Source organism: Streptomyces sp. NPDC028331, from assembly GCF_055565775.1.
Genome location: NZ_JBVHTR010000042.1, coordinates 1 through 20483, shown reverse-complemented (window position 1 = coordinate 20483; position 20483 = coordinate 1). Strand labels below are relative to the sequence as shown.

The 20483-nt window shown below is 70.1% G+C and carries 18 protein-coding genes; 8 read left to right on the top strand and 10 right to left on the bottom strand.

Annotation, left to right across the window (positions count from 1 at the left end; all coding sequences use genetic code 11):
* Positions 1-87: 87 nt before the first annotated feature.
* Complete coding sequence (locus ACZ4SW_RS36225; protein WP_468253337.1) at positions 88-705, top strand: TetR/AcrR family transcriptional regulator; 618 nt, start codon at positions 88-90, stop codon at positions 703-705.
* Positions 706-859: 154 nt separating this feature from the next.
* Here the strand turns inward: ACZ4SW_RS36225 and ACZ4SW_RS36220 are convergent, their stop codons facing one another.
* Entirely contained in the window at positions 860-2260 is a 1401-nt protein-coding gene (locus ACZ4SW_RS36220; protein WP_468253336.1) for a cation:dicarboxylate symporter family transporter, read from the bottom strand.
* A gap of 230 nt (positions 2261-2490) precedes the next feature.
* Between ACZ4SW_RS36220 and ACZ4SW_RS36215 the strand changes: the two genes are divergently transcribed.
* Both ACZ4SW_RS36215 and ACZ4SW_RS36210 read left to right on the top strand, forming a co-directional pair.
* Positions 2491-4158 (top strand): sensor histidine kinase, encoded by a 1668-nt coding sequence (locus tag ACZ4SW_RS36215; protein WP_468253335.1) that lies wholly within the window; start codon positions 2491-2493, stop codon positions 4156-4158.
* A 37-nt stretch (positions 4159-4195) separates the two neighbouring features.
* Complete coding sequence (locus ACZ4SW_RS36210) at positions 4196-4888, top strand: response regulator (protein WP_468253334.1); 693 nt, start codon at positions 4196-4198, stop codon at positions 4886-4888.
* 48 nt (positions 4889-4936) lie between these two features.
* Here the strand turns inward: ACZ4SW_RS36210 and ACZ4SW_RS36205 are convergent, their stop codons facing one another.
* The 4 genes from ACZ4SW_RS36205 to ACZ4SW_RS36190 form a co-directional block, all read right to left on the bottom strand.
* Positions 4937-5146 carry a DUF397 domain-containing protein gene (locus ACZ4SW_RS36205; protein ID WP_468253333.1) on the bottom strand — a complete coding sequence of 70 codons (210 nt, stop codon included), beginning with the start codon at positions 5144-5146 and terminating at the stop codon, positions 4937-4939.
* Positions 5143-6018: a helix-turn-helix domain-containing protein gene (locus ACZ4SW_RS36200; RefSeq protein WP_468253332.1), complete on the bottom strand. Its 876-nt coding sequence runs from the start codon at positions 6016-6018 to the stop codon at positions 5143-5145. The genes ACZ4SW_RS36205 and ACZ4SW_RS36200 overlap by 4 nt, the downstream gene beginning before the upstream one ends.
* Positions 6019-6415: 397 nt before the next feature.
* Positions 6416-7099 carry a contact-dependent growth inhibition system immunity protein gene (locus ACZ4SW_RS36195; protein ID WP_468253331.1) on the bottom strand — a complete coding sequence of 228 codons (684 nt, stop codon included), beginning with the start codon at positions 7097-7099 and terminating at the stop codon, positions 6416-6418.
* Between the two features lie 243 nt (positions 7100-7342).
* Positions 7343-7690 (bottom strand): hypothetical protein, encoded by a 348-nt coding sequence (locus ACZ4SW_RS36190; protein WP_468253330.1) that lies wholly within the window; start codon positions 7688-7690, stop codon positions 7343-7345.
* A gap of 271 nt (positions 7691-7961) precedes the next feature.
* On the opposite strand from ACZ4SW_RS36190, the gene ACZ4SW_RS36185 reads away from it, so the two are divergent.
* Positions 7962-8726 (top strand): helix-turn-helix domain-containing protein, encoded by a 765-nt coding sequence (locus tag ACZ4SW_RS36185; RefSeq protein ID WP_468253329.1) that lies wholly within the window; start codon positions 7962-7964, stop codon positions 8724-8726.
* 16 nt (positions 8727-8742) lie between these two features.
* On the opposite strand, the gene ACZ4SW_RS36180 is transcribed toward ACZ4SW_RS36185, so the two are convergent.
* Positions 8743-9768 (bottom strand): ATP-dependent 6-phosphofructokinase, encoded by a 1026-nt coding sequence (locus tag ACZ4SW_RS36180; RefSeq protein ID WP_468253328.1) that lies wholly within the window; start codon positions 9766-9768, stop codon positions 8743-8745.
* Between the two features lie 275 nt (positions 9769-10043).
* On the opposite strand from ACZ4SW_RS36180, the gene pta reads away from it, so the two are divergent.
* The 3 genes from pta (at position 10044) to pyk (ending at position 14879) form a co-directional block, all read left to right on the top strand.
* The gene (pta, locus tag ACZ4SW_RS36175; protein WP_468253327.1) at positions 10044-12134 is read left to right on the top strand and encodes a phosphate acetyltransferase; all 2091 of its coding nucleotides are present in this window, start codon (positions 10044-10046) and stop codon (positions 12132-12134) included.
* Positions 12131-13351 (top strand): acetate kinase, encoded by a 1221-nt coding sequence (locus ACZ4SW_RS36170; protein WP_468253326.1) that lies wholly within the window; start codon positions 12131-12133, stop codon positions 13349-13351. Before pta ends, ACZ4SW_RS36170 begins: the two co-directional genes overlap by 4 nt.
* 97 nt (positions 13352-13448) lie before the next feature.
* On the top strand, positions 13449-14879 hold the full coding sequence (gene pyk, locus ACZ4SW_RS36165) for a pyruvate kinase (RefSeq protein ID WP_468253325.1): 1431 nt from the start codon (positions 13449-13451) through the stop codon (positions 14877-14879).
* A 78-nt stretch (positions 14880-14957) separates the two neighbouring features.
* Here the strand turns inward: pyk and ACZ4SW_RS36160 are convergent, their stop codons facing one another.
* The 4 genes from ACZ4SW_RS36160 to ACZ4SW_RS36145 all read right to left on the bottom strand — a co-directional run bounded on the left by ACZ4SW_RS36160 (position 14958) and on the right by ACZ4SW_RS36145 (position 19218).
* The gene (locus ACZ4SW_RS36160; RefSeq protein WP_468253324.1) at positions 14958-16313 is read right to left on the bottom strand and encodes a hypothetical protein; all 1356 of its coding nucleotides are present in this window, start codon (positions 16311-16313) and stop codon (positions 14958-14960) included.
* The gene (locus tag ACZ4SW_RS36155) at positions 16303-16836 is read right to left on the bottom strand and encodes a DUF6114 domain-containing protein (protein ID WP_468253323.1); all 534 of its coding nucleotides are present in this window, start codon (positions 16834-16836) and stop codon (positions 16303-16305) included. Before ACZ4SW_RS36155 ends, ACZ4SW_RS36160 begins: the two co-directional genes overlap by 11 nt.
* A gap of 127 nt (positions 16837-16963) precedes the next feature.
* Positions 16964-17623, bottom strand: coding sequence for a DUF6230 family protein (locus ACZ4SW_RS36150; RefSeq protein WP_468253322.1), 660 nt, complete (start codon positions 17621-17623; stop codon positions 16964-16966).
* A 620-nt stretch (positions 17624-18243) separates the two neighbouring features.
* Entirely contained in the window at positions 18244-19218 is a 975-nt protein-coding gene (locus ACZ4SW_RS36145; RefSeq protein WP_468253321.1) for a tetratricopeptide repeat protein, read from the bottom strand.
* A gap of 279 nt (positions 19219-19497) precedes the next feature.
* Between ACZ4SW_RS36145 and ACZ4SW_RS36140 the strand changes: the two genes are divergently transcribed.
* Positions 19498-20127, top strand: coding sequence for a TetR/AcrR family transcriptional regulator (locus ACZ4SW_RS36140; RefSeq protein WP_468253320.1), 630 nt, complete (start codon positions 19498-19500; stop codon positions 20125-20127).
* The last annotated feature ends 356 nt before the right edge of the window (positions 20128-20483 follow it).

Here is a 20483-nt window from a genome sequence, read left to right as displayed (position 1 = left end):
GCAATGTACGACGTTGCACAGTGTTGTGCAAACGAAGGAGGTGGAGGCCCTGTGGAGGCGCACGGGCGCCCCGCCGGGCCGTGCACAATGGCTGCCATGACCACGGGTAACGCCAGCCGGGCCGATCTGAACCGCCGCCGCATCCTGGATGTCGCGCTGGCCGAGCTGCTGCGCGACCCGGACGCGTCCATGGATCAGATCGCCCGGGCCGCGGGGGTCGTGCGGCGCACGGTGTACGGGCACTTCCCCAGCCGTGAGGTGCTGATCAGCACTCTCGTCGACGGCGCGGTGGAGGCGGTCGCGGCGGCGCACGCGGCGGGGCGCGAGGGCGTCGAGGACCCGGCGGAGGCGCTGGCCCGCTCGGCGCTCGCGGTGTGGGAGGTGGCGGACCGCTACCGGATCCTGGTCGCGCTGGCCCAGCGCAGCGTCACCGTGCAGGGCATCCGCGACCGGCTCGCACCGGTCCGCAAGGCGTGTGAGGAGCTCCTGACGCACGGTCTGGAGCAGGGCGTGTTCGTCTCACCGCTGCCGCCGCAGGCACTGGCGTATGTGCACGAGCAGATGCTGTTCGCGCTGATGGAGGCGGTGAACGACGGCCTGCTGGCAGCCCGGGAGGCGGGCCGCTCGGCCGCGGTGACGCTGCTGACCGCCGCGGGGGTGCCCGCCGTACGGGCCGGCGAGCTGGTGGCGAAGCTGAGCGGGTGAAGACCGCCCCGGAAACGGAAAAGGGCCGAGCGGCCGAGCCCACGGGGGGAGGCTCGACCGCTCGGGGTGAGTGGCGCCCCTAAGGGGGCGCGGGGAACTGCGCGACCGGCCGCGGACGGCCCGCGGGTGCCGGACCGCCTGACCAGCGGAGCGCCTACGCCTTCGCCAGCTCCTTGTCGCCGCCCAGGCCGGCCACCTCGACGCCGTCGGCGTCGTCGGCCGGGACCGCCGAGCGGCCCTCGTCCAGCAGCGTGGTCTCGTCGAAGGGCAGCTCTCCGGCGAGCACCCGCCGGACCCGGTCCTTGTCGATCTCCTTGGTCCAGGTGCCGATCAGGACGGTGGCCACGGCGTTGCCCGCGAAGTTGGTCAGGGCGCGGGCCTCGCTCATGAAGCGGTCGATGCCGACGATGAGGCCGACGCCGTCGACCAGCGCGGGCTTGTGGGACTGCAGGCCGCCGGCCAGCGTCGCCAGGCCGGCGCCGCTGACGCCCGCCGCGCCCTTCGAGGCGACGAGGAGGAAGAGCAGCAGCGGGATCTGCTCACCGACGGACATCGGCGTGCCCAGCGCGTCGGCGATGTAGAGCGACGCCATGGTCATGTAGATCATGGTGCCGTCGAGGTTGAAGGAGTAGCCGGTCGGGACGGTGATGCCGACCACCGGCTTGCTGACGCCCAGGTGCTCCATCTTCGCGATGAGCCGCGGCAGCGCGGACTCGGAGGAGGAGGTGGACAGGATCAGCAGGAACTCACGGCCGAGGTACTTCAGCAGCGTGAAGATGTTCAGGCCCGCGACGATCCGCAGCACCGCGCCGAGCACGACGAAGACGAACAGGACGCAGGTCACGTAGAAGCCGAGCATCAGCACGGCGAGGCTCTTGAGCGCGTCCAGGCCGGCGGAGCCGACGACGGCGGCGATCGCGCCGAAGGCACCGATCGGCGCGGCCCACATCACCATGGCGAGGATGCGGAAGACGAGCCGCTGGACGTGCTCGACGCCGCGCAGCACCGGCGCGCCGACGGAGCCCATCGCCTGCAGCGCGAACCCGGCGAGGAGCGCGATCAGCAGGGTCTGCAGGACCTGCCCCTCGGTGAAGGCGGAGACGAACGTGGTCGGGATGATCGAGAGCGCGAAGTCGACCGGCGGCAGGGCGTCCGAGGACACCTGGGCGTGGCCCGCCTGCTTGATCGCGTTCGTCAGGTGCAGGCCCTCACCCGGGTGCAGGACGTTGCCCACGACCAGGCCGATGGCCAGTGCCACCAGGGACATCGCCAGGAAGTAGCCGAGGGCTATACCGCCGACGGCGCCGACCTTGGCGGCCTTCCGTACCGAACCGATGCCCAGCACGATCGTGCAGAAGATGATCGGCGAGATCATCATCTTGATCAGGTTCACGAAGCCGGTGCCGAGGGGCTTGAGCTCGACCGCGGTGTCGGGGGCGGCCAGGCCCACGACGATGCCGAGCGCCACCGCGACGATCACGGCTATGTACAGGTAGTGGGTGCGGTCCCGCTTGGCTGCGGGCGCGGCAGGTGCCGTTGGGGCTGTGCTGGCCACGGCTGCCCTCCTCGACGACGTCGTCGGTTCATCCGGCGTGCGGCTCACGTCCGGGGGGTGGCGGGAGGCGTACTCCCGGCGACCGGGAGGTGTACTCCCGGGGTCCGGGAGGCGGCTGACGCTCCCGGGGGATGCGGCGACTATCTCCCGCCCCTGTGAGGGCGGTCACCCTTCCGTTCATTTAGTTCTCGCTTATACGGCGGACCGGAACCGCGAGGCAGACTGAACGCATGCACCTCCCGGGTATACCGAGACCCCGCAGCCTCGCAGGTCAGCTCTTCGCGATGCAGGCCGTGCTGATCGCGGTGCTCGTCGCCGGATACGCGCTGTTCACCTACGTCAGCGACCACAGCCAGGCCCGCCAGTCGGCCGACCGCCAGGCGACGGCGGTGGCCCGCTCGGTCGCGGACTCCCCCTCGGTCCGGGCGGCGATCCGCACCTCGGACCCGACGAAGTCGCTCCAGCCCTACGCGCTCCAGGTGCAGCGGCACACCGGCGTGGACTTCGTCACGATCATGAACCCGCAGGGCATCCGCTGGACCCACCCCAACCCCCAGCGCATCGGCGAGCACTTCCGTGGCCACATAGACCGTGCGCTGAAGGGCGAGACCTTCACCGAGAGGTACACGGGCACGCTGGGCCCGTCCGAGCGCGCGGTCACGCCCATCCGGGACGGCGGCCGGATCGTCGGCCTGGTGAGCGCGGGCATCAAGATCGAGACGGTCACGGCGCGGGTCCAGGACCAGGTGACCGCCATGGCGGGGGTCGCGGTCGGCGCACTGGTGCTGGGCGGCATCGGCACCTATGTGATCAACGCCCGGCTGCGCCGCTCCACGCACGGCATGAACGCGACCGAGCTGAGCCGGATGCACGACTACCACCAGGCCGCCCTGCACGCCGTGCGCGAGGGCCTGCTCATGCTGGACGGCCAGTTCCGGGTGGCGCTGATCAACGACGGCGGCCGGGAGCTGCTCGGGGTGAGCGGTGAGGTGGTGGGCCGCTCGGTGGCGGACCTGGGACTGCCGGCCCCGCTGACGGGTGCGCTGCTGTCCTCCGAGCCCCGGGTGGACGAGGTGCACCTGACGGCGACCCGTGTACTGGTGGTGAACACCTCCCCGGTCTCCGGCGGCGAACGCCGGGGCACCGTCGTCACCCTGCGCGACGTGACCGAGTTGCAGGCGCTGACGGGCGAGCTGCACTCCGAGCGCGGCTTCACCCAGGCGCTGCGCTCGCAGGCGCACGAGGCGGCGAACCGGCTGCACACGGTCGTGTCGCTGATCGAGCTGGGCCGCGCCGAGGAGGCGGTCGACTTCGCCACGGCCGAGCTCGAACTGGCGCAGGCCCTCACGGACCAGGTGGTCGCCGCGGTCAACGAGCCGGTGCTCGCGGCGCTGCTGCTCGGCAAGGCGGCGCAGGCGAACGAGCGGGGTGTGGAGCTGGTGGTGTCGGAGGACAGCCGCATCGACGACGGTCTGCTGCCGCCCTCCCTCCCGTCCCGGGATCTGGTGACCATCCTGGGCAACCTGATCGACAACGCGGTGGACGCGGCCCAGGGCTCGGTGGGCGCGCGGGTGACGGTGACCGCCTACACGGAGGGCCCGGACCTGGTCCTGCGGGTGTCGGACACCGGGGACGGGGTGGACCCCGCGCACGCCGAGGCGGTGTTCGAACGCGGCTGGTCGACCAAGCCGGCCACCGCCCCGGGCGGCCGCGGCCTGGGCCTCGCCCTGGTCCGCCAGACGGTACGACGCCACGACGGCACCCTCACGGTGTCGCGGGCGGCCGGGGGCGGGGCGGAGTTCGAGGCGCGGGTGCCGTTGCCTACCGTGGGGGCCGCCATTGCGGCTCCGCGGACGTCATCGGGCGCCGAGGCCGCCCTGCCCGGAGGTGACGCATGAGACGCGCCCGCACCGCGCCCGTGTCCGGAGGTGACGCATGAGCGAGCCCATCCGCGTCCTGGTCGTCGAGGACGACCCGGTCGCCGCCGACGCGCACGTCCTCTACGTGGGCCGGGTCCCCGGCTTCACGGCGGTCGGCAAGGCGGCCACCGGGGCGGAGGCGCGCCGCGCCCTGGAGCGCACGCAGGTGGACCTCCTCCTGCTGGACCTGCACCTGCCGGACGTGCACGGTCTGCAACTGGCGCGCTCCCTGCGGGCGGCCGGGTACCACGCGGACGTGATCGCGGTGACCTCCGCGCGGGATCTGGCGGTGGTGCGGGAGGGCGTCTCCCTGGGGGTCGTGCAGTACGTGCTGAAACCGTTCACTTTCGCGACGCTGCGGGACCGGCTGGTGCGGTACGCGGAGTTCCGTGAGGCGGTGGGCGAGGCGAGCGGCCAGGACGAGGTGGACCGCGCCCTGGCCACCCTGCGGGCACCGAGCCCGGCCGCGCTGCCGAAGGGGCTCAGCGCGCCCACGCTGGAGCGGGTGACGGGGGCGCTGCGGGACGCGGAGGAGGGCCTCACGGCGGCGGGGGTCGCCGAGGCGGTGGGGATCTCGCGGATCACGGCCCGGCGGTATCTGGAGCACCTGGTCGAGGCGGGACGGGCGGGGCGCAATCCGCTGTACGGGCAGGTGGGGCGCCCGGAGTTGGTGTACCGGTGGGTGTCGTCGGTGGAGCGGGGGCGTTAGCTCCGTCATCGGCCGACAACGCGATCCCTCCACAGCCCAAGATCAGGCTCAGCCCTCGACTGCGTACGCCACGAAGGCCACCCACGCGGTCGACGTGACTGCGAGCCGCGGGCCCCCCGTGTCCTTGGAGTCGCGGACGTGCACTGTGTCGGGGGTGACGGCAAGCTCGACGCAGGAGTTGCCGTCGTTGCCGCTGCTGTAGCTGCTCTTGAACCACGCCAGCTCAGAGGCGTCCCCAGCAGTGGTCTTGCGGATCATGTTTCTCCCAGCAGTTGTTCGACGAAGGCCAGCGACTCCCGTGGCGAGAGCGCCTGGGCCCGGATCGTGCCATACCGCAGATCAAGGATGCGCAGTTGTTTGGGGTCAGAGATCGGTCGACCGTTGAACGCCCCATCAGAGCGGCCCACCGCCGAACCGTCCGCGAACTTCAGCAGTTCGATCCTGCCGTCCATGCCGGAGTGGGTCTCGCAGTTCAACGGCATGACCTGAAGAACGACGTTGTGCAACCGACCCACCTCCAACAGACGTTCGATCTGCTGGCGCCACACCATTGTGCCCCCGATCGGACGGCGTAGAGCCGCCTCTTCGAGGACGAAGCTGAGCGCGGGCGCGGGTGAGCGCTCAAAGATCGACGCACGAGCCACGCGGGCGGCCACCATCCGCTCCACTTCATCCGGGGAGTAAGGAGGTTGCATCGCCTCGAACAACGCCCTCGCATGGTCAGCGGTCTGCAAGAGCCCGTTGATGCCGTTGCTCTCATAGATGCCGATCTCTACAGCCTGGGCCTCCAACTTGGCCAGCTCGCGCACCTTCTTCGGATACCGGACCTTCTTCACGTCCTCCCAGGACGCCGCAATGAGCCCGCCCGCACCCAACACCTCGTCGGCCCTGTCCAGGTACTCCTGCCGTGGGATCCGCTTCCCGCCCTCGATCTTGTAGACCAGGTCCTCGCCGTACCCCACCGCCTTGCCGAACTCCGCGGCCCGCATCCCCACCGCCTCCCGTCGCAGCTTCAACTGCCGCCCCACGGTCGTGATGACAGCCACGCCCCACTCATCGTCCGGATCCACCTCCCACCCCGGCTCGTCCGCCTCGCCCTTGAGCCGAACCACCTCGCCGTCCACCGACATCCGCGCCCCTCCGTCGTACCGCCCTGTACCGCCACGCCCGTACGCGTACGCCCCGCCTCGGCAGCCCGGACACACCGGACAACCTCCGGACAGTCACCGTACGCAACGGAGTCGTCACTGTTCACAGTAGGCATGCATGGCCACCCTGAGTGACGTGAATCAGGAAATCGTCGGCCCCGCCGCAGAACTCGACTGCCCCATCCGGAACTTCAGCGCACTCTCCCAAGTGCCTGGTGTGCAAGACCGCAGAGGAGCATCTCGCGGCGAGGACCTTGCGCGGAGGGCGTTTTCGCCGCTGCGGTCCAGTGGAACCATGACGAGGGCACGACTGGCTTCCCGGCTGCGGGGACGAGCTGCTCAGAGGTAGGAACGTCGGCGTACCGAGCCGGCCCCTTCCTCACGATGCATCGGTGTGCAAGTGGTGCGTGATGGCGCCCTGGATTTCTGTGAGCCACTGGCGCAGAGAGACACCTTCAGGCGGGTAGACCCAAAGGCCGAGAATCTTCGTCACGCGGTTGAGCTCAGTGTCGTCCTGGACCAGGGAGAGGAGGCGACCGATCTCCTGTGCCGCTTGCGGCTGTGCCTCACTGGGGTTACCTGAAAGGTAATCTTCAAGAGCATCCTGATGAGACTCATATTCCTGGCTAAAGTACTGGTGAAAGTAGGCGCCGAGCAACTGCCCCAGCTCATAGAAGCGTTTGTTCCATGCCCAGTCGGTCTGCGGGAGAGCCGACTCCTCACAGGAGCCACCGTTCCTGATCCGGTCGAGGTGGTTGCGGATCAAGGCCAGGCACTCCTCCACGCCGCGCCCGGCCGGAGGGTTGATGTGCGGCAGGAGGTCCACGTCGTCAGCGATCTCGTCGCTGAACAGTCCAACCCGCAGGAGATCGTCGATCTCACTGATGACCCTGTCCAGGAGTCCAGGAGCACTTACGGCATAGCGCACATACGCCTGAAGCGCAGGCCCCGCCTTCTCAGGGGTGTCCGTGAAGGTCCAGCCAGCGGAGGCATAGGAATCGAGCAGTTCGTGGAGTGCGGGGAATCGCTCGTCCCTGTCCAGGAAGCCCTCGGGGGGCGTCACGGTCGGTCCTTACGCTCAGGCTCTGGGTACTCTGTTCCGTCCGACCGGCGTCAGGTACGTGGATTTTGCTCACGGGAGGGGGCTTTGCCGGAAAGTCGTAGGGAGGACGTCGCTCACGATACCCCTTCGCAGAATGCTACGGAGGTAGCTTTCCCGGGCCCTCAATAGACTTGATAGCTCACCTCACATTGGGGGCAGTCCATTGAAAAATGGACATCCCGGTCTTGATGCAGAGGTGACGAGTTACCTCGGGAGCATGGACACAAGCTCACGCACCCGGTCGATTTCATCGTCGAGTGCCGCGACTTCTTCGGCAGGAAGAGTCTCCCATCCTCGGTCCTGGGCGACCGAGAAAATCACCTCGATACCGAAAGCTGCAGACTGGAAGTCCTCCAGCCACTCTGCAGGGGACTTCTGCCGCTGGGAGACGAAGCCCCCCATGTTCTCGGCGCCCTGCTCTGCGAATGCGTACGAGATCGACATCAGGTCGTCAGCGAGGGTTTTGAGCGAGATCTCTTCTCTATCGAACTGAACCAAGGTCCGTTCGACGAGGCGGCGCTGGTGTGCCCACCACGCGGTCTCAGCGTTCACTGCTTGATGATCCCTCCGACGTGACCGGCAGCAACTGGTCGCCCCACGCCGGACTCGAGGCTCGGAACGGTCCCCTGTGGCCCGCACTACTGGCCGCGCGCGCTGCTGCCGGGCGCGTCCGCCGTACTCCGCCGCCACCGTCGGCCATCGCATCGGCCGGTGAGACCGCAGCCGCCACCCCAAGTGACGTGACGGTGGCGGGAGAGTCGCGCTGGGCGGTGCCGTCAAGCGGTGGGCGGACAGAAATCGCGCGTTCCCACGATGCGTGATTATGGCTGAACAGACCGTAGTCACAGCAGCCCCCGCGCCCTACGGTGTGCGCGTGCAGCGACCGCAGGCCCAGCAGCCCATTCCGCCCACTCCCCCGTTCAACGCCCCGGCCGCCCGCGCGTTGCGGGCGGCGCTCGGCATGAGGCCCGAGCATGTCGCGTACGGCATGCGCTCCTCCTACGGGCTCCCCCACGTGACCACCGACCTCGTCATCGCCTGGGAGGGCGGGGCCGCCACGCCCCGTCCGCATGAACTCACCGCTCTCGCTGGCGTGTTGTGGTGTGCACCCGGCGAACTCATCGGCGCGCCGCGCACACTGCGCGAACACCGTCTCGCGCGTGGCCTCGCGCAGGAGGACGTGGCGCACGCCGTGGGCCTCGAACTCCTGGCCTACGTGCGGATGGAGGAGGCGGACGCGTGGCGCGGCAGCGACCGGCAGGCCGCCGCCCTCGCCGAGGTCCTCGGCCTGTCCCTGCCCGACTTCGTCACCGTGACCGGGCGCGAGGGCCGGCTCGCCCAACTGCTGCGCGGCGCGGTCACCACCCGCTGGCAGGCGTACGTCCGCCAGGTCGGCAAACTGCTGCCCCTGGACCGGCCGCTGGTGGAGGACGTCCTCGAGGAGATGCACGCCGACTACCAGGGGCGGACGGCCGCCACCCCGAACTGGGGCACGGCGTCCGGCGCGGCCGGTACCCAGGAGCCCGACCGCGACTACCTCGACCGCGTCGTCGAGACCTTCTGGGCGACGGTGGAGAGGAACTCCTAGCGAAGACCACGGTGTTCTAGAACACCGACTCCGCCTCGTCCATCCGGTCCTTCGGGACCGTCTTCAGCTCGGTCACCGCCTCCGCGAGCGGCACCATCACCACGTCGGTGCCGCGCAGCGCCGTCATCATGCCGAACTCGCCGCGGTGTGCCGCCTCGACCGCGTGCCAGCCGAAGCGGGTGGCGAGCACCCGGTCGTAGGCGGTCGGGGTGCCGCCGCGCTGGACGTGGCCGAGGATGACCGGCTTGGCCTCCTTGCCGAGCCGCCGCTCCAGCTCGTAGGCGAGGGCCGTGCCGATGCCCTGGAAGCGCTCGTGGCCGTACTGGTCGATCTCGCCCTTGCCGTAGTCCATGGTGCCCTCGGCGGGGTGCGCGCCCTCGGCCACGCAGATCACCGCGAACTTCTTGCCGCGGGCGAAGCGCTCCTCGACCATCTTGACCAGGTCGGCCGGGTCGAAGGGGCGCTCGGGCAGGCAGATGCCGTGGGCGCCGGCCGACATGCCCGACTCCAGCGCGATCCAGCCGGCGTGGCGGCCCATGACCTCCACGACCATCACGCGCTGGTGGGACTCGGCCGTCGTCTTCAGGCGGTCCATGGCCTCGGCGGCCACGGTGACCGCCGTGTCGAAGCCGAAGGTGCGGTCCGTGGAGGAGATGTCGTTGTCGATCGTCTTGGGCACGCCGACGACCGGCAGGCCCGCGTCCGAGAGCATCCGCGCCGCGGTCAGGGTGCCCTCGCCGCCGATCGGGATGAGGGCGTCGATGCCGAAGTCGCGGATCATGTCCGAGGCGTTGTCGCAGGCCTCGCGCAGCCGGTCGCGCTCCAGGCGGGAGGAGCCGAGAATGGTGCCGCCACGGGCCAGGATGCCGCTCACGGCGTCGAGGTCGAGGGTGCGGTAGTGACCGTCCAGCAGGCCGCGGTAGCCGTCCTCGAAGCCGATGACCTCGTCGCCGTACTGTGCTACCGCTCGGTGCACGACCGACCGGATCACTGCGTTCAGGCCCGGGCAGTCGCCGCCTGCGGTGAGTACTCCGATGCGCATCGTGCTGTGTCTCCTGCTCGCTGTCGATACCGGTGAGCCAGTCCGATTGTTTCACGCCTCACAGGCCGGTGCCGATCCCGCACGTCCGCCCTTGATCGCCGGAACCTGACGGGTGCCTTATCCGCGCCCAGGGGTATTGTCAAGAGGGTTCTGCTCACCCACGGGGAGGATTTTCGGCCTCCGCAGAACTCCATAAAGCATGCAGAACCGGGCAGGACCACCCCCGCATGGCCATCCCCCGAAGGCCCCCTCGAGAGACGAAACGGAGAGCACGCGTGACGCGCTGCGTGTACGTGACCGGGATCGACCGCGGCGACGGCCGTCAGGTCGTCGAGCTGGGAGTCATGGAACTCCTGACCCGGCAGGTCGACCGGGTCGGCGTCTTCCGTCCGCTCGTCCATGACGGCCCCGACCGCCTCTTCGAGCTGCTGCGCGCCCGGTACCGGCTGTCCCAGGACCCGGCGACCGTGTACGGCATGGGCTACCAGGAGGCGTCGGAGCTGCAGGCCGAGCGCGGCACGGACGAGCTGGTGTCCACCCTGGTCGACCGGTTCCACGCGGTGGCCCGTGACTACGAGGTCGTCCTCGTCCTCGGCACCGACTTCGCCGACACCCAGCTCCCGGACGAGCTCTCCCTGAACGCCCGGCTCGCCAACGAGTTCGGGGCGTCGGTCGTCCCCGTCGTGGGCGGGCGCCGGCAGACCGCCGAGTCGGTGCGCGCCGAGACGGCGAACGCCTACCGCGCCTACGAGTCACTGGGCTGCGACGTTCTGGCCATGGTCGTCAACCGGGTGGCCCGCGAGGACCGCGACGAGATCGCGGAGGGGCTCGTCACCCGGCTTCCGGTCCCCTGCTACGTGCTTCCCGACGATCCCGCCCTCTCGGCGCCGACCGTGTCCCAGATCGCCCACGCCCTGGGCGCCAAGGTGCTCCTCGGTGACGACTCGGGCCTGGCGCGGGACGCCTCCGACTTCGTCTTCGGCGGCGCCATGCTGCCGAACTTCCTCGCCGCCCTGACCCCGGGGTGTCTGGTGGTCACCCCGGGCGACCGCGCCGATCTGGTCGTGGGCTCACTGGCCGCGCACAGCGCCGGCACCCCGCCGATCGCCGGCGTGCTGCTCACACTGAACGAGGTGCCCCGCGCCGAGATCCTCGCCCTCGCCGAGCGCCTCGCCCCGGGCACCCCGGTGCTCTCGGTGTCCGGCACCAGCTTCCCCACCGCCGAGCAGCTCTTCTCCATGGAGGGGAAGCTGAACGCGGCCACCCCGCGCAAGGCGGAGCGGGCGCTCGGCCTGTTCGAGCGGTACGTCGACACCGCGGACCTCAACAAGCGGGTGTCCGCGCCGAGCAGCGACCGGCTGACGCCGATGATGTTCGAGCACAAGCTGCTGGAGCAGGCCCGCGCCGACAAGCGCCGGGTGGTGCTCCCGGAGGGCACCGAGGAGCGGGTGCTGCACGCCGCCGAGGTGCTGCTGCGCCGCGGCGTGTGCGACCTCACGCTGCTCGGGCCCGTCGAACAGATCCGCAAGAAGGCCGCCGACCTCGGCATCGACCTCGGCGACTCCCAGCTGATCGACCCGGCCACCTCGGAGCTGCGGGACGCCTTCGCCGAGAAGTACGCGACGCTGCGCGCCCACAAGGGCGTCACGGTCGAGCTGGCGTACGACGTCGTCTCGGACGTGAACTACTTCGGCACCCTGATGGTCCAGGAGGGGCTCGCGGACGGCATGGTCTCCGGGTCCGTGCACTCCACGGCCGCCACCATCCGGCCCGCCTTCGAGATCATCAAGACCAAGCCGGACGCGAAGATCGTCAGCTCGGTGTTCTTCATGTGCCTCGCCGACAAGGTCCTCGTCTACGGCGACTGCGCCGTGAACCCGGATCCGAACGCCGAGCAGCTCGCCGACATCGCCATCCAGTCGGCCGCCACCGCCGAGCAGTTCGGGGTGGAGCCGCGGATCGCGATGCTGTCGTACTCCACCGGCACGTCCGGCTTCGGCGCGGACGTCGACAAGGTGCGCGAGGCCACCGAGCTGGTGCGGCAGCGCCGCGGCGACCTGAAGATCGAGGGCCCGATCCAGTACGACGCGGCCGTCGAGCCCAGCGTCGCGGCCACCAAGCTGCCGGGCTCGGAGGTCGCCGGGCAGGCGTCGGTGCTGATCTTCCCGGACCTGAACACCGGCAACAACACCTACAAGGCCGTGCAGCGCTCGGCCGGCGCGATCGCCGTCGGCCCGGTCCTGCAGGGCCTGCGCAAGCCCGTCAACGACCTGTCCCGGGGCGCTCTCGTCTCCGACATCGTCAACACCGTCGCCATCACGGCGATCCAGGCCCAGACCCCCGAGCAGAAGGCAACCGCCCAGTGAGCCCGACCCGTGTCCTCGTCCTGAACTCCGGCTCCTCCTCGGTGAAGTACCAGTTGCTGGACATGCGCGACGGCAGCCGGCTGGCCGTGGGGCTCGTCGAGCGCATCGGCGAGCAGACCTCGCGGATCAAGCACACGGCCCTCACCACGGGCGACACCCGCGAGCAGAACGGACCGATCGCCGACCACCAGGCGGCCCTGAAGGCGGTCGCCGAGGAGCTGGCCAGGGACGGGCTCGGGGTCGACTCGCCGGAGCTGGCGGCCGTCGGCCACCGGGTGGTGCACGGCGGCATGTTCTTCACCGAGCCCACCGTCATCGACGACGCCGTGCTCACCGAGATCGAGCGGTTGATCCCGGTCGCGCCGCTGCACAACCCGGCCAACCTCACCGGGATCCGCACGGCCATGGCGCTGCGCCCGGACCTGCCGCAGGTCGCCGTCTTCGACACGGCGTTCCACACGACGATGCCGGAGTACGCGGCGCGCTACGCGATCGACACGAAGATCGCGGACCGGCACCGGATCCGGCGGTACGGGTTCCACGGGACCTCGCACGCGTATGTGTCCCGGGCGACCGCGAAGCTGCTGGGCAAGGCGCCCGAGGACGTCAACGTCATCGTGCTGCACCTGGGCAACGGGGCGTCCGCCTCGGCGGTCAGGGCCGGGAAGTGTGTGGACACCTCGATGGGGCTCACCCCCCTGGAGGGTCTGGTGATGGGTACGCGCTCCGGTGACCTGGACCCGGCCGTCATCTTCCATTTGCAGCGTGTTGGCGGAATGTCCATGGACGAGATCGACACTCTTCTCAACAAGAGGAGCGGTCTGTTCGGACTGTGCGGCGACAACGACATGCGGGAGATCGGGCGGCGGATCGACGAGGGCGACGAGGAGGCACGGCTCGCCTTCGACATCTACATCCATCGACTGAGGAAGTACATCGGCGCGTATTACGCGGTACTCGGCCGGGTGGACGCGATCGCCTTCACCGCGGGTGTGGGCGAGAACGCCGCCGCGGTACGGGCGGCCGCCGTCGCGGGCCTGGAGGGGCTGGGCCTGGCGGTGGACGGCGACCTGAACGCGGTGCGCGGCGACGAGCCGCGGCTGATCTCGCCCGCGTCCGCGCGGGTGGCGGTCGCGGTGGTGCCGACCGACGAGGAACTGGAGATCGCCACGCAGACCTACGCACTGGTCGGCAAGGGCACCGGAAACGCCGGCTGAAGAAATTCGGCGGCTCTCGCCTGAGCGCGAACCCGCCCATTTGTATTTTCCGCCAGACGGAATATTCCGCGTCGAAACAAACCGATAGGATCGCCCCATGCGCCGTTCGAAAATCGTCTGTACTCTCGGCCCCGCGGTCGACTCCCACGAGATGCTCGTCTCGCTGATCGAAGCCGGCATGAATGTGGCCCGCTTCAACTTCAGCCACGGCACGCACGAAGAGCACGAGGGCCGGTACGTCCGCGTCCGTGCCGCGTCCGCCGAGACCGGCAAGGCCATCGGTGTGCTCGCCGACCTGCAGGGTCCGAAGATCCGCCTGGAGACCTTCGCGGAGGGTCCCGTCGAGCTGGTGCGCGGTGACGAGTTCACCATCACCACCGAGGACGTGCCGGGCGACAAGTCGATCTGCGGCACCACGTACAAGGGCCTGCCCGGGGACGTCTCCAAGGGCGACCAGATCCTGATCAACGACGGCAACGTCGAGCTGAAGGTCCTGGACGTCGAGGGCCCCCGGGTGCGGACGATCGTCATCGAGGGCGGCGTCATCTCCGACCACAAGGGCATCAACCTGCCCGGTGCCGCGGTGAACGTGCCGGCGCTGTCCGAGAAGGACATCGAGGACCTGCGGTTCGCGCTGCGCATGGGCTGCGACATGGTCGCGCTGTCCTTCGTGCGCGACGCCAACGACGTCAAGGACGTGCACCGCGTCATGGACGAGGAGGGCCGCCGCGTCCCGGTCATCGCCAAGGTGGAGAAGCCGCAGGCGGTGGCGAACATGGAGGACGTCGTGATGGCGTTCGACGGCGTGATGGTCGCCCGCGGCGACCTGGCCGTCGAGTATCCGCTCGAGAAGGTCCCCATGGTGCAGAAGCGGCTCATCGAGCTGTGCCGCCGCAACGCCAAGCCGGTGATCGTGGCGACCCAGATGATGGAGTCGATGATCACCAACTCCCGTCCGACCCGCGCCGAGGCCTCCGACGTGGCCAACGCCATCCTCGACGGCGCCGACGCGGTCATGCTCTCCGCCGAGTCCAGCGTGGGCGCGTACCCCATCGAGACGGTCAAGACGATGTCCAAGATCGTCCAGGCGGCCGAGGAGGAGCTGCTCTCCAAGGGCCTGCAGCCGCTGGTCCCCGGCAAGAAGCCGCGCACGCAGGGCGGTTCGGTGGCGCGCGCGGCGGCCGAGATCGCGGACTTCCTCGGCGGCAAGGGCCTGGTGGCCTTCACCCAGTCCGGTGACACGGCCCGCCGGCTGTCCCGCTACCGTGCGGCCCAGCCGATCCTGGCGTTCACCACGGACGAGTCCACCCGCAACCAGCTCACGCTGAGCTGGGGCGTGGAGTCGCACGTCGTGCCGTTCGTGAACAGCACCGACGCGATGGTGGAGCTGGTCGACCAGGAGATGGTCAAGCTCAACCGGTTCAACGAGGGCGACATCGTGGTCATCACCGCCGGCTCCCCGCCCGGCGTCCCCGGCACCACCAACATGGTCCGCGTCCACCACCTGGGCGAGGGCGGACGCAACTGACACACGACGAGGGCGCCCCCCGCCGTGCGGCGGGGGGCGCCCTCTGTGTGCGGCTCCCGGATCGGTCTTCTGGGGCGCTCAGTTCGCGCCGGTGGTGTACTGATGCATACCCGGTACGGTCAGCGTTCCACCGAACTGGCCGGCCTGGGTCACCTTCACGTTGGTCATGAAGATGAACGGGATGTTCAGCGGCGGCGGGCTGTCCGGGGTGAACGTGACCGGGACCAGGCCCAGCAGGTTGCCGGAGATGCTCTCCGTGTACATCACCGTCTTGCCGCCGGTGATGGTGGAGTGCGAGCCCTTGGCAGCCTGGACGTGGTACGTCACGCCGTTGTCGCCGTCGACGAGCTGGTGCAGGTCACCGATGGTGGTGCCGTCGGAGATGACGTACTTCAGGACGCGCTTGACGGTGCCGTTCGCGGTGCGCACCTTGACGACGCCCTGGTAGTCGGCGCCGTTGAGGGTCAGCGAGCTGGCTTCCAGGTGCCACGGCTTGTCGGGCAGAGCGACGATCTTCTCGACGCCGCCCTCCTCGTCGGTCGCCGCCGGGCAGTCCTCGGCGGACGTGCTGGAGCTCGGGGACGGGCTCGCGGCCGGGGACGCGGCCGCCTTCACGGTGTCGCCCGCAGCCTTGGCCGCCTCGGAGGCCGCCTTCGACGCCGTGTCCGTCGCGCCCTTCACGGTGTCCTTGACCGTGCCGGTGACCTTCCCGGTGGTGTCCTTGACGGTGCCGGACACGTCCTTCGGTGCCGTGGCGTCCTTCGTGGCGGACGCCGAGGCCGAGGGGGACGGCGTGGCGGAGGGGCTCGCGGACTTGCCGGAAGCGGATCCGGAGCCGCCGGTGAGGACGCCCGTGATGGCGTCGCCGATGGTCTCCAGCAGGTTCCCGCCGCTCGCGGAGGCCGACGGGCTCGGCGTGGACGTACCGCCGCCCGAGGACGTGCCGGACGCGCTCTTCGACGGCGCGGGCGCGGCCTTGTCGTCGGAACCTGAATCCGACGAAGAGGCCGTGCCCGACGTCGTCCCGGAGGACTTGTCCGACGCCTTCCCGGAACTCGCGTCCTTGGACGCCGAGGACGTCGGCTCGGACGCGCCGGCGGACTTCGAGGGGCTCGCCGAAGCAGAGGACGACGGCGACGGCGAGGAGGAGGCGTCCTTGGAGTCCTTGGAGTCGCCCAGGGCCTCCACGCACTTCTGGTACTCGTCGAGCGTCAGGTTCTTGGCCGACGGCGAGTGGTCGGCGGCGCTGGCGAGCGTCGGCGTGAACCCCATCCCCATGAGGACCGCCGTCGGCATCGCCGCCAGGGCTATCGCCTTCCCGGCCGGCATGTGGAACCTGGTGAACAGCGGCTTCCTGGGGGCCGCGTGGCGCGGCCCGGTTCTCACGCGGGACGCGTCCGCGTCCGTCCCGCGGGTCACCTCGTCAGCCGGCACTGTGCCTCCCGTTCGCCCCGTTGGCCGGGCTCGTTCCTGACAGATCGTTCGGCAGACCCGCACCGTCCACGGCCCCCGGGGCGCCACCCTCGCCCAGCCCGCCGTCCTGCTTCGCCTGCTGCTCGGGCGGCAGGCCCGGCGCCCACGACACGGCCATCGCGCCGCCGATGAGGGACAGCAGGAAGCCGATGACGAAGCCGCCGAAGTTGGACACCGGAATGGACACCAGCGCCAGCAGGATCGCCGCGACTCCCGCGAAGATCCGGATGTGCTTCTGGAACCAGAGGCTGATGCCCAGCACTATGAGCAGCACGCCGATGATCAGGGAGCCGGCGCCCGCGGTGGTGGCCATCGCCAGCGTCAGATGACCGACCTGCAGGTGCGCGTACGGGAAGTAGATGATCGGGAAGCCACCGAGCAGGACGAACAGTCCGGCCCAGAACGGCCTCGAGCCCCGCCAGGCGCGGAACTGCAGCCTCCGGCGGGTGAACTGGCCAGGTGCGGCAGGAGTCTCGGCGCTCATGGAAAACAGCTCCCTGGTGCGGCGTTGCTGTGGGTGGTGGTGCGAGGGTGTGGGGGATGTGTGAAGGAGCGGGTCAAAGGCGGAACGGGCGGGGGCGCCGTCGGCTCCCCCGCCCGTCACCGAGCACTCAGTGCTTCTTGAGCTGGCACTCGTTGTTGCCCTGCGACAGGCTCATGTTGAGCCCGCTCAGCTTGAAGGTGCCCGCGGTGGTCGCCCAGGCGTGCTGGTCGACACCGGTCAGCGTCGCGGTCTCCGCCTGCTGGGCGAACCCGTACGGGTTCGTGGCGTCGCCGGACTTGATGCCCGGGCCCTTGCCACCCTGGTCGGGGCCGGTCTGGTTGGCGGCAACACCGATGTCGATGTTCTTGAACTCGGCGTCGGCCTTGAGGTCGTTGACATCGATGTAGATGTTGTGGGCCGTGACCGCCTCGTGGCCTTCCCCACCGGCCGTCAGGGTGAGGGTGATGTCACCGAGCCCCGGGATCGGCGTGACCACGGACTGGCACAGGTTGGTGATCGTGGCGTCCTTGAACGCCGAGACGGCGACGGGGTGAGCCGTCTTCTTGCCGTCCAGCGTGTAGCCGTTGTCGACCGCCCCGTACTGCACGAAGCCCTGACCGACGAGCTTGTCGGCCGTCACCTTGAATTCCTGGCCCGACACACTGAACGACGCCGCAAGTGCGCCCTGGGCCAGCGCCACGCCTATCGCTGCTGTCGCGGCCACGCTGGGCACCATGACCACAGCGAACCGCTTCCATCTGGTCCCGCCACGCACCTGGGACTCCATATTTCCTCCTTCTCGGACGTACATCTCCTGGTCCCGGCTCGCCACTGGTCGGCGGCTCGGCCGGGCAGGGATGGGAGAAGTGCTACGTCCTCGGAAAGGAGAGCGCCCGCGCTCGGAGGCGCGAACCGCACCCGAAACACCGGCGTTCACCCCCGAGCGACAACCACTGGTCGCGCCTGACACGCATCACGCACAACCTCCGGACAGGCTCCGCCGCGGCGGAGACCCCCCTGTCCAGGAGCCGGCGCCACTGCCGCCGGCTCCTGCTCGGTGGGGACCCACGAAAGTCCGTTGCCCCGGCTGGGTGTCGGGTACGGCGATGGACCGAGCGTGGCCGATCGTGGTGCATTCTCGCCGCCCCCGCAAGGGGGTTCGTTACTCGCTAGTAACGGCCGGATAACCGACCGACGACCGCTCGGCATCGACCGGCAACTCTTCGTGGCACAAAGGGAGATGGCGAAACGGTTGAAGTGCGGACAGAACCCGACAGAACAACGGGCTCGGCTTACTCGTAGTAACAGCGGCCGCGATTACCAAGATTTGGTAAAGCGCGACCGCCGTCAACCTCTGTCGGCAAATCTTTCACCCGGGCATCACAAGCCCGGGCGTTTAGCGACTGGTCAGAACAAGGCCCTCGCGAGCGCCCTGCGCGCCGCCGTCACACGCGGGTCCTCGGCGCCGACCACCTCGAAGAGTTCCAGCAGCCGCAGCCGCACGGCGTCCCGGTCGTCGCCCGCCGTGCGCCGCACCGTGTCGATGAGCCGGCCGAAGGCGTCCTCGACGTGTCCGCCCACCAGGTCCAGGTCGGCGGCGGCGATCTGCGCCGCCACGTCACCGGGCTTCTCCGCGGCGTCCTTGCGCACCTGCTGCGGGTCGATCCCCTGCACCCGCTGCAGCAACTCGGCCTGGGCGAGGCCCAGTTTGGCCTCCATGTTGCCCGGGTCGTCGCTCAGCACGTTCTTGTACGCCTGGATGGCGCCGCCGAAGTCGCCCGCGTCCAGGGCCTGCACGGCCGCCTCGAGCGCCGCATCGTAGGGGCCCGCCGGGGCCTCAGGGGCCTGCTGGGCGCCGCCCGGCTCGGCGTCGGGGTCGACGGTCAGGCCGGTCAGCCCGAAGCGCTGTTCGGCCACCTGGACGAGCTGGTCGAGGGTCGCGCGGATCTGCTGCTCGGGCGCGGCACCCTGGAAGAGCGGCAGCGCCTGCCCGGCGACGACGGCGAAGACGGCCGGGATCCCCTGGATGCCGAACTGCTGCATCAGCATCTGGTTGGCGTCGACGTCGATCTTGGCGAGCACGAACCGGCCGTTGTACTCGACGGCCAGCCGCTCCAGGACCGGGCTCAGCTGCTTGCAGGGCTGGCACCACTCGGCCCAGAAGTCGATGACGACGGGCACCTCGGTGGACCGCTGCAGGACGTCGCGCTCGAACCCCGCCTCGTCGACGTCGATGACGAGGTCGGCAGGGGAGACCGCCCCTCCCCCGCCCTGCCGGGCCGCTTCGGCGCGCGCCTGCTCGGCCTTCGCCTTGGCCTCCTGGGCCGCCTTCACCGCGGCGAGGTCGACGACTCCGCTCATGGACATGTTCCGTGGCTGCATGAGTACATCCTCCCCCTTCCGTACGCCGCTGTGAAAAGCGTGGTCAAAGCCGTGCCCGGTGCCATGCCCGGCGGGTCGTGCTCAGTGGCCGGGTCCCCACCCGGCGCAGTGGTCGTCGCTCGCGAGCACGGGGCGCGGGGTACGCGCGCACGCTTTCGCTACGAGTCGTAGCGTAACTGCCTCCGGGGGTTGCCGTGACCAGTCCGTCGGTGATCTCCCTCACCACTTCACAGGACGCACAGATATCGCCGTCGACGAGGGCCGGATATGGTCACTGGCATGCACAGCAGCACCTCGGCCCCCCGTCCGGGGCGCCCGCGCAGCGCCGCCGCGGACGCCGCGATCCTGGAGGCGACGCGCGAGGCGCTGGTCGAGCTGGGCTGGTCGAAGCTGACGCTGGGAGACGTGGCGACCCGGGCGGGGGTGGCCAAGACGACCCTCTACCGCCGCTGGGCGGGCAAGAACGAACTCGTGGTCGACGCGGTGGCCGAACTCTTCGACGAGCTCGAACTGCCGGACCGGGGCAGCCTCGCGGCGGACGTCGAGGGCGTGGTGCTGCAGTTCGCGGCGATCCTCGACCGCCCGGAGGCCAAGAGCGGCCTGATGGCGGTGGTGGCGGAGTCCACCCGGGACGACGCCCTGCGCGAACGCATCCGCGCCTCCATCGTCGACCGCCAGAAGCGCCTGGTCCTCCAGGGCCGCGCCCGCGCGACGGCCCGCGGCGAGCTGCCCCCCGAGACGGATCCCCGGGAGGCGGCCCGCACGGCCGACCTGATCTTCGACATGGTGGCGGGCGCAGTGGTCCACCGCACCCTGGTGAGCGCCCGCCCGGCGGACGAGGAGTGGGTGCGGGGTCTCACCCGGATCTTGCTCCTCGGACTGACCGCAGCAGGCCCGTCGGGCGCTTGAGAACGGGGGCGGTTCAGCGGGCCGGGAGCCTGAGGGTCGGACGTCCGGGGACGGGAGTCCGGCGGACGGGCGGCTGGGGCCGGGGTGGAACTCCTGACAGGGGTTCAGGGGGCGCAGCCCCGGCAGGGCCCGGGGGGCGCAGCCCCCGGCGGGGACCCGAAGGGCGCAGCCGCCGGCGGGGCCCAGGGGGCGCAGCCCCCAGAGACGGGAAGGGTGAGGGCGGTGGGGGGGGAACCGGGAAGGGGGAGCCCCCCCCCCCACCCCGCCCCCAACCCAGCCCGCTCCCCTTCCCCCCCCCCCCCCCCCCACCGCGCGTTCCCGAGCTCCCCCCACGTCGTCCCTGTCCGCACCACACC

Excerpts from the sequence above, each read along its gene's own strand:
- ACZ4SW_RS36225 (WP_468253337.1), top strand. The coding sequence starts at position 88 with ATGGCTGCCATGACCACGGGTAACGCCAGCCGGGCCGATCTGAACCGC.
- ACZ4SW_RS36215 (WP_468253335.1), top strand. The coding sequence starts at position 2,491 with ATGCACCTCCCGGGTATACCGAGACCCCGCAGCCTCGCAGGTCAGCTC.
- ACZ4SW_RS36210 (WP_468253334.1), top strand. The coding sequence starts at position 4,196 with ATGAGCGAGCCCATCCGCGTCCTGGTCGTCGAGGACGACCCGGTCGCC.
- ACZ4SW_RS36205 (WP_468253333.1), bottom strand. The coding sequence starts at position 5,146 with ATGATCCGCAAGACCACTGCTGGGGACGCCTCTGAGCTGGCGTGGTTC.
- ACZ4SW_RS36200 (WP_468253332.1), bottom strand. The coding sequence starts at position 6,018 with ATGTCGGTGGACGGCGAGGTGGTTCGGCTCAAGGGCGAGGCGGACGAG.
- ACZ4SW_RS36185 (WP_468253329.1), top strand. The coding sequence starts at position 7,962 with ATGGCTGAACAGACCGTAGTCACAGCAGCCCCCGCGCCCTACGGTGTG.
- ACZ4SW_RS36180 (WP_468253328.1), bottom strand. The coding sequence starts at position 9,768 with ATGCGCATCGGAGTACTCACCGCAGGCGGCGACTGCCCGGGCCTGAAC.
- pyk (WP_468253325.1), top strand. The coding sequence starts at position 13,449 with ATGCGCCGTTCGAAAATCGTCTGTACTCTCGGCCCCGCGGTCGACTCC.
- ACZ4SW_RS36155 (WP_468253323.1), bottom strand. The coding sequence starts at position 16,836 with ATGAGCGCCGAGACTCCTGCCGCACCTGGCCAGTTCACCCGCCGGAGG.
- ACZ4SW_RS36150 (WP_468253322.1), bottom strand. The coding sequence starts at position 17,623 with ATGGAGTCCCAGGTGCGTGGCGGGACCAGATGGAAGCGGTTCGCTGTG.
- ACZ4SW_RS36145 (WP_468253321.1), bottom strand. The coding sequence starts at position 19,218 with ATGCAGCCACGGAACATGTCCATGAGCGGAGTCGTCGACCTCGCCGCG.
- ACZ4SW_RS36140 (WP_468253320.1), top strand. The coding sequence starts at position 19,498 with ATGCACAGCAGCACCTCGGCCCCCCGTCCGGGGCGCCCGCGCAGCGCC.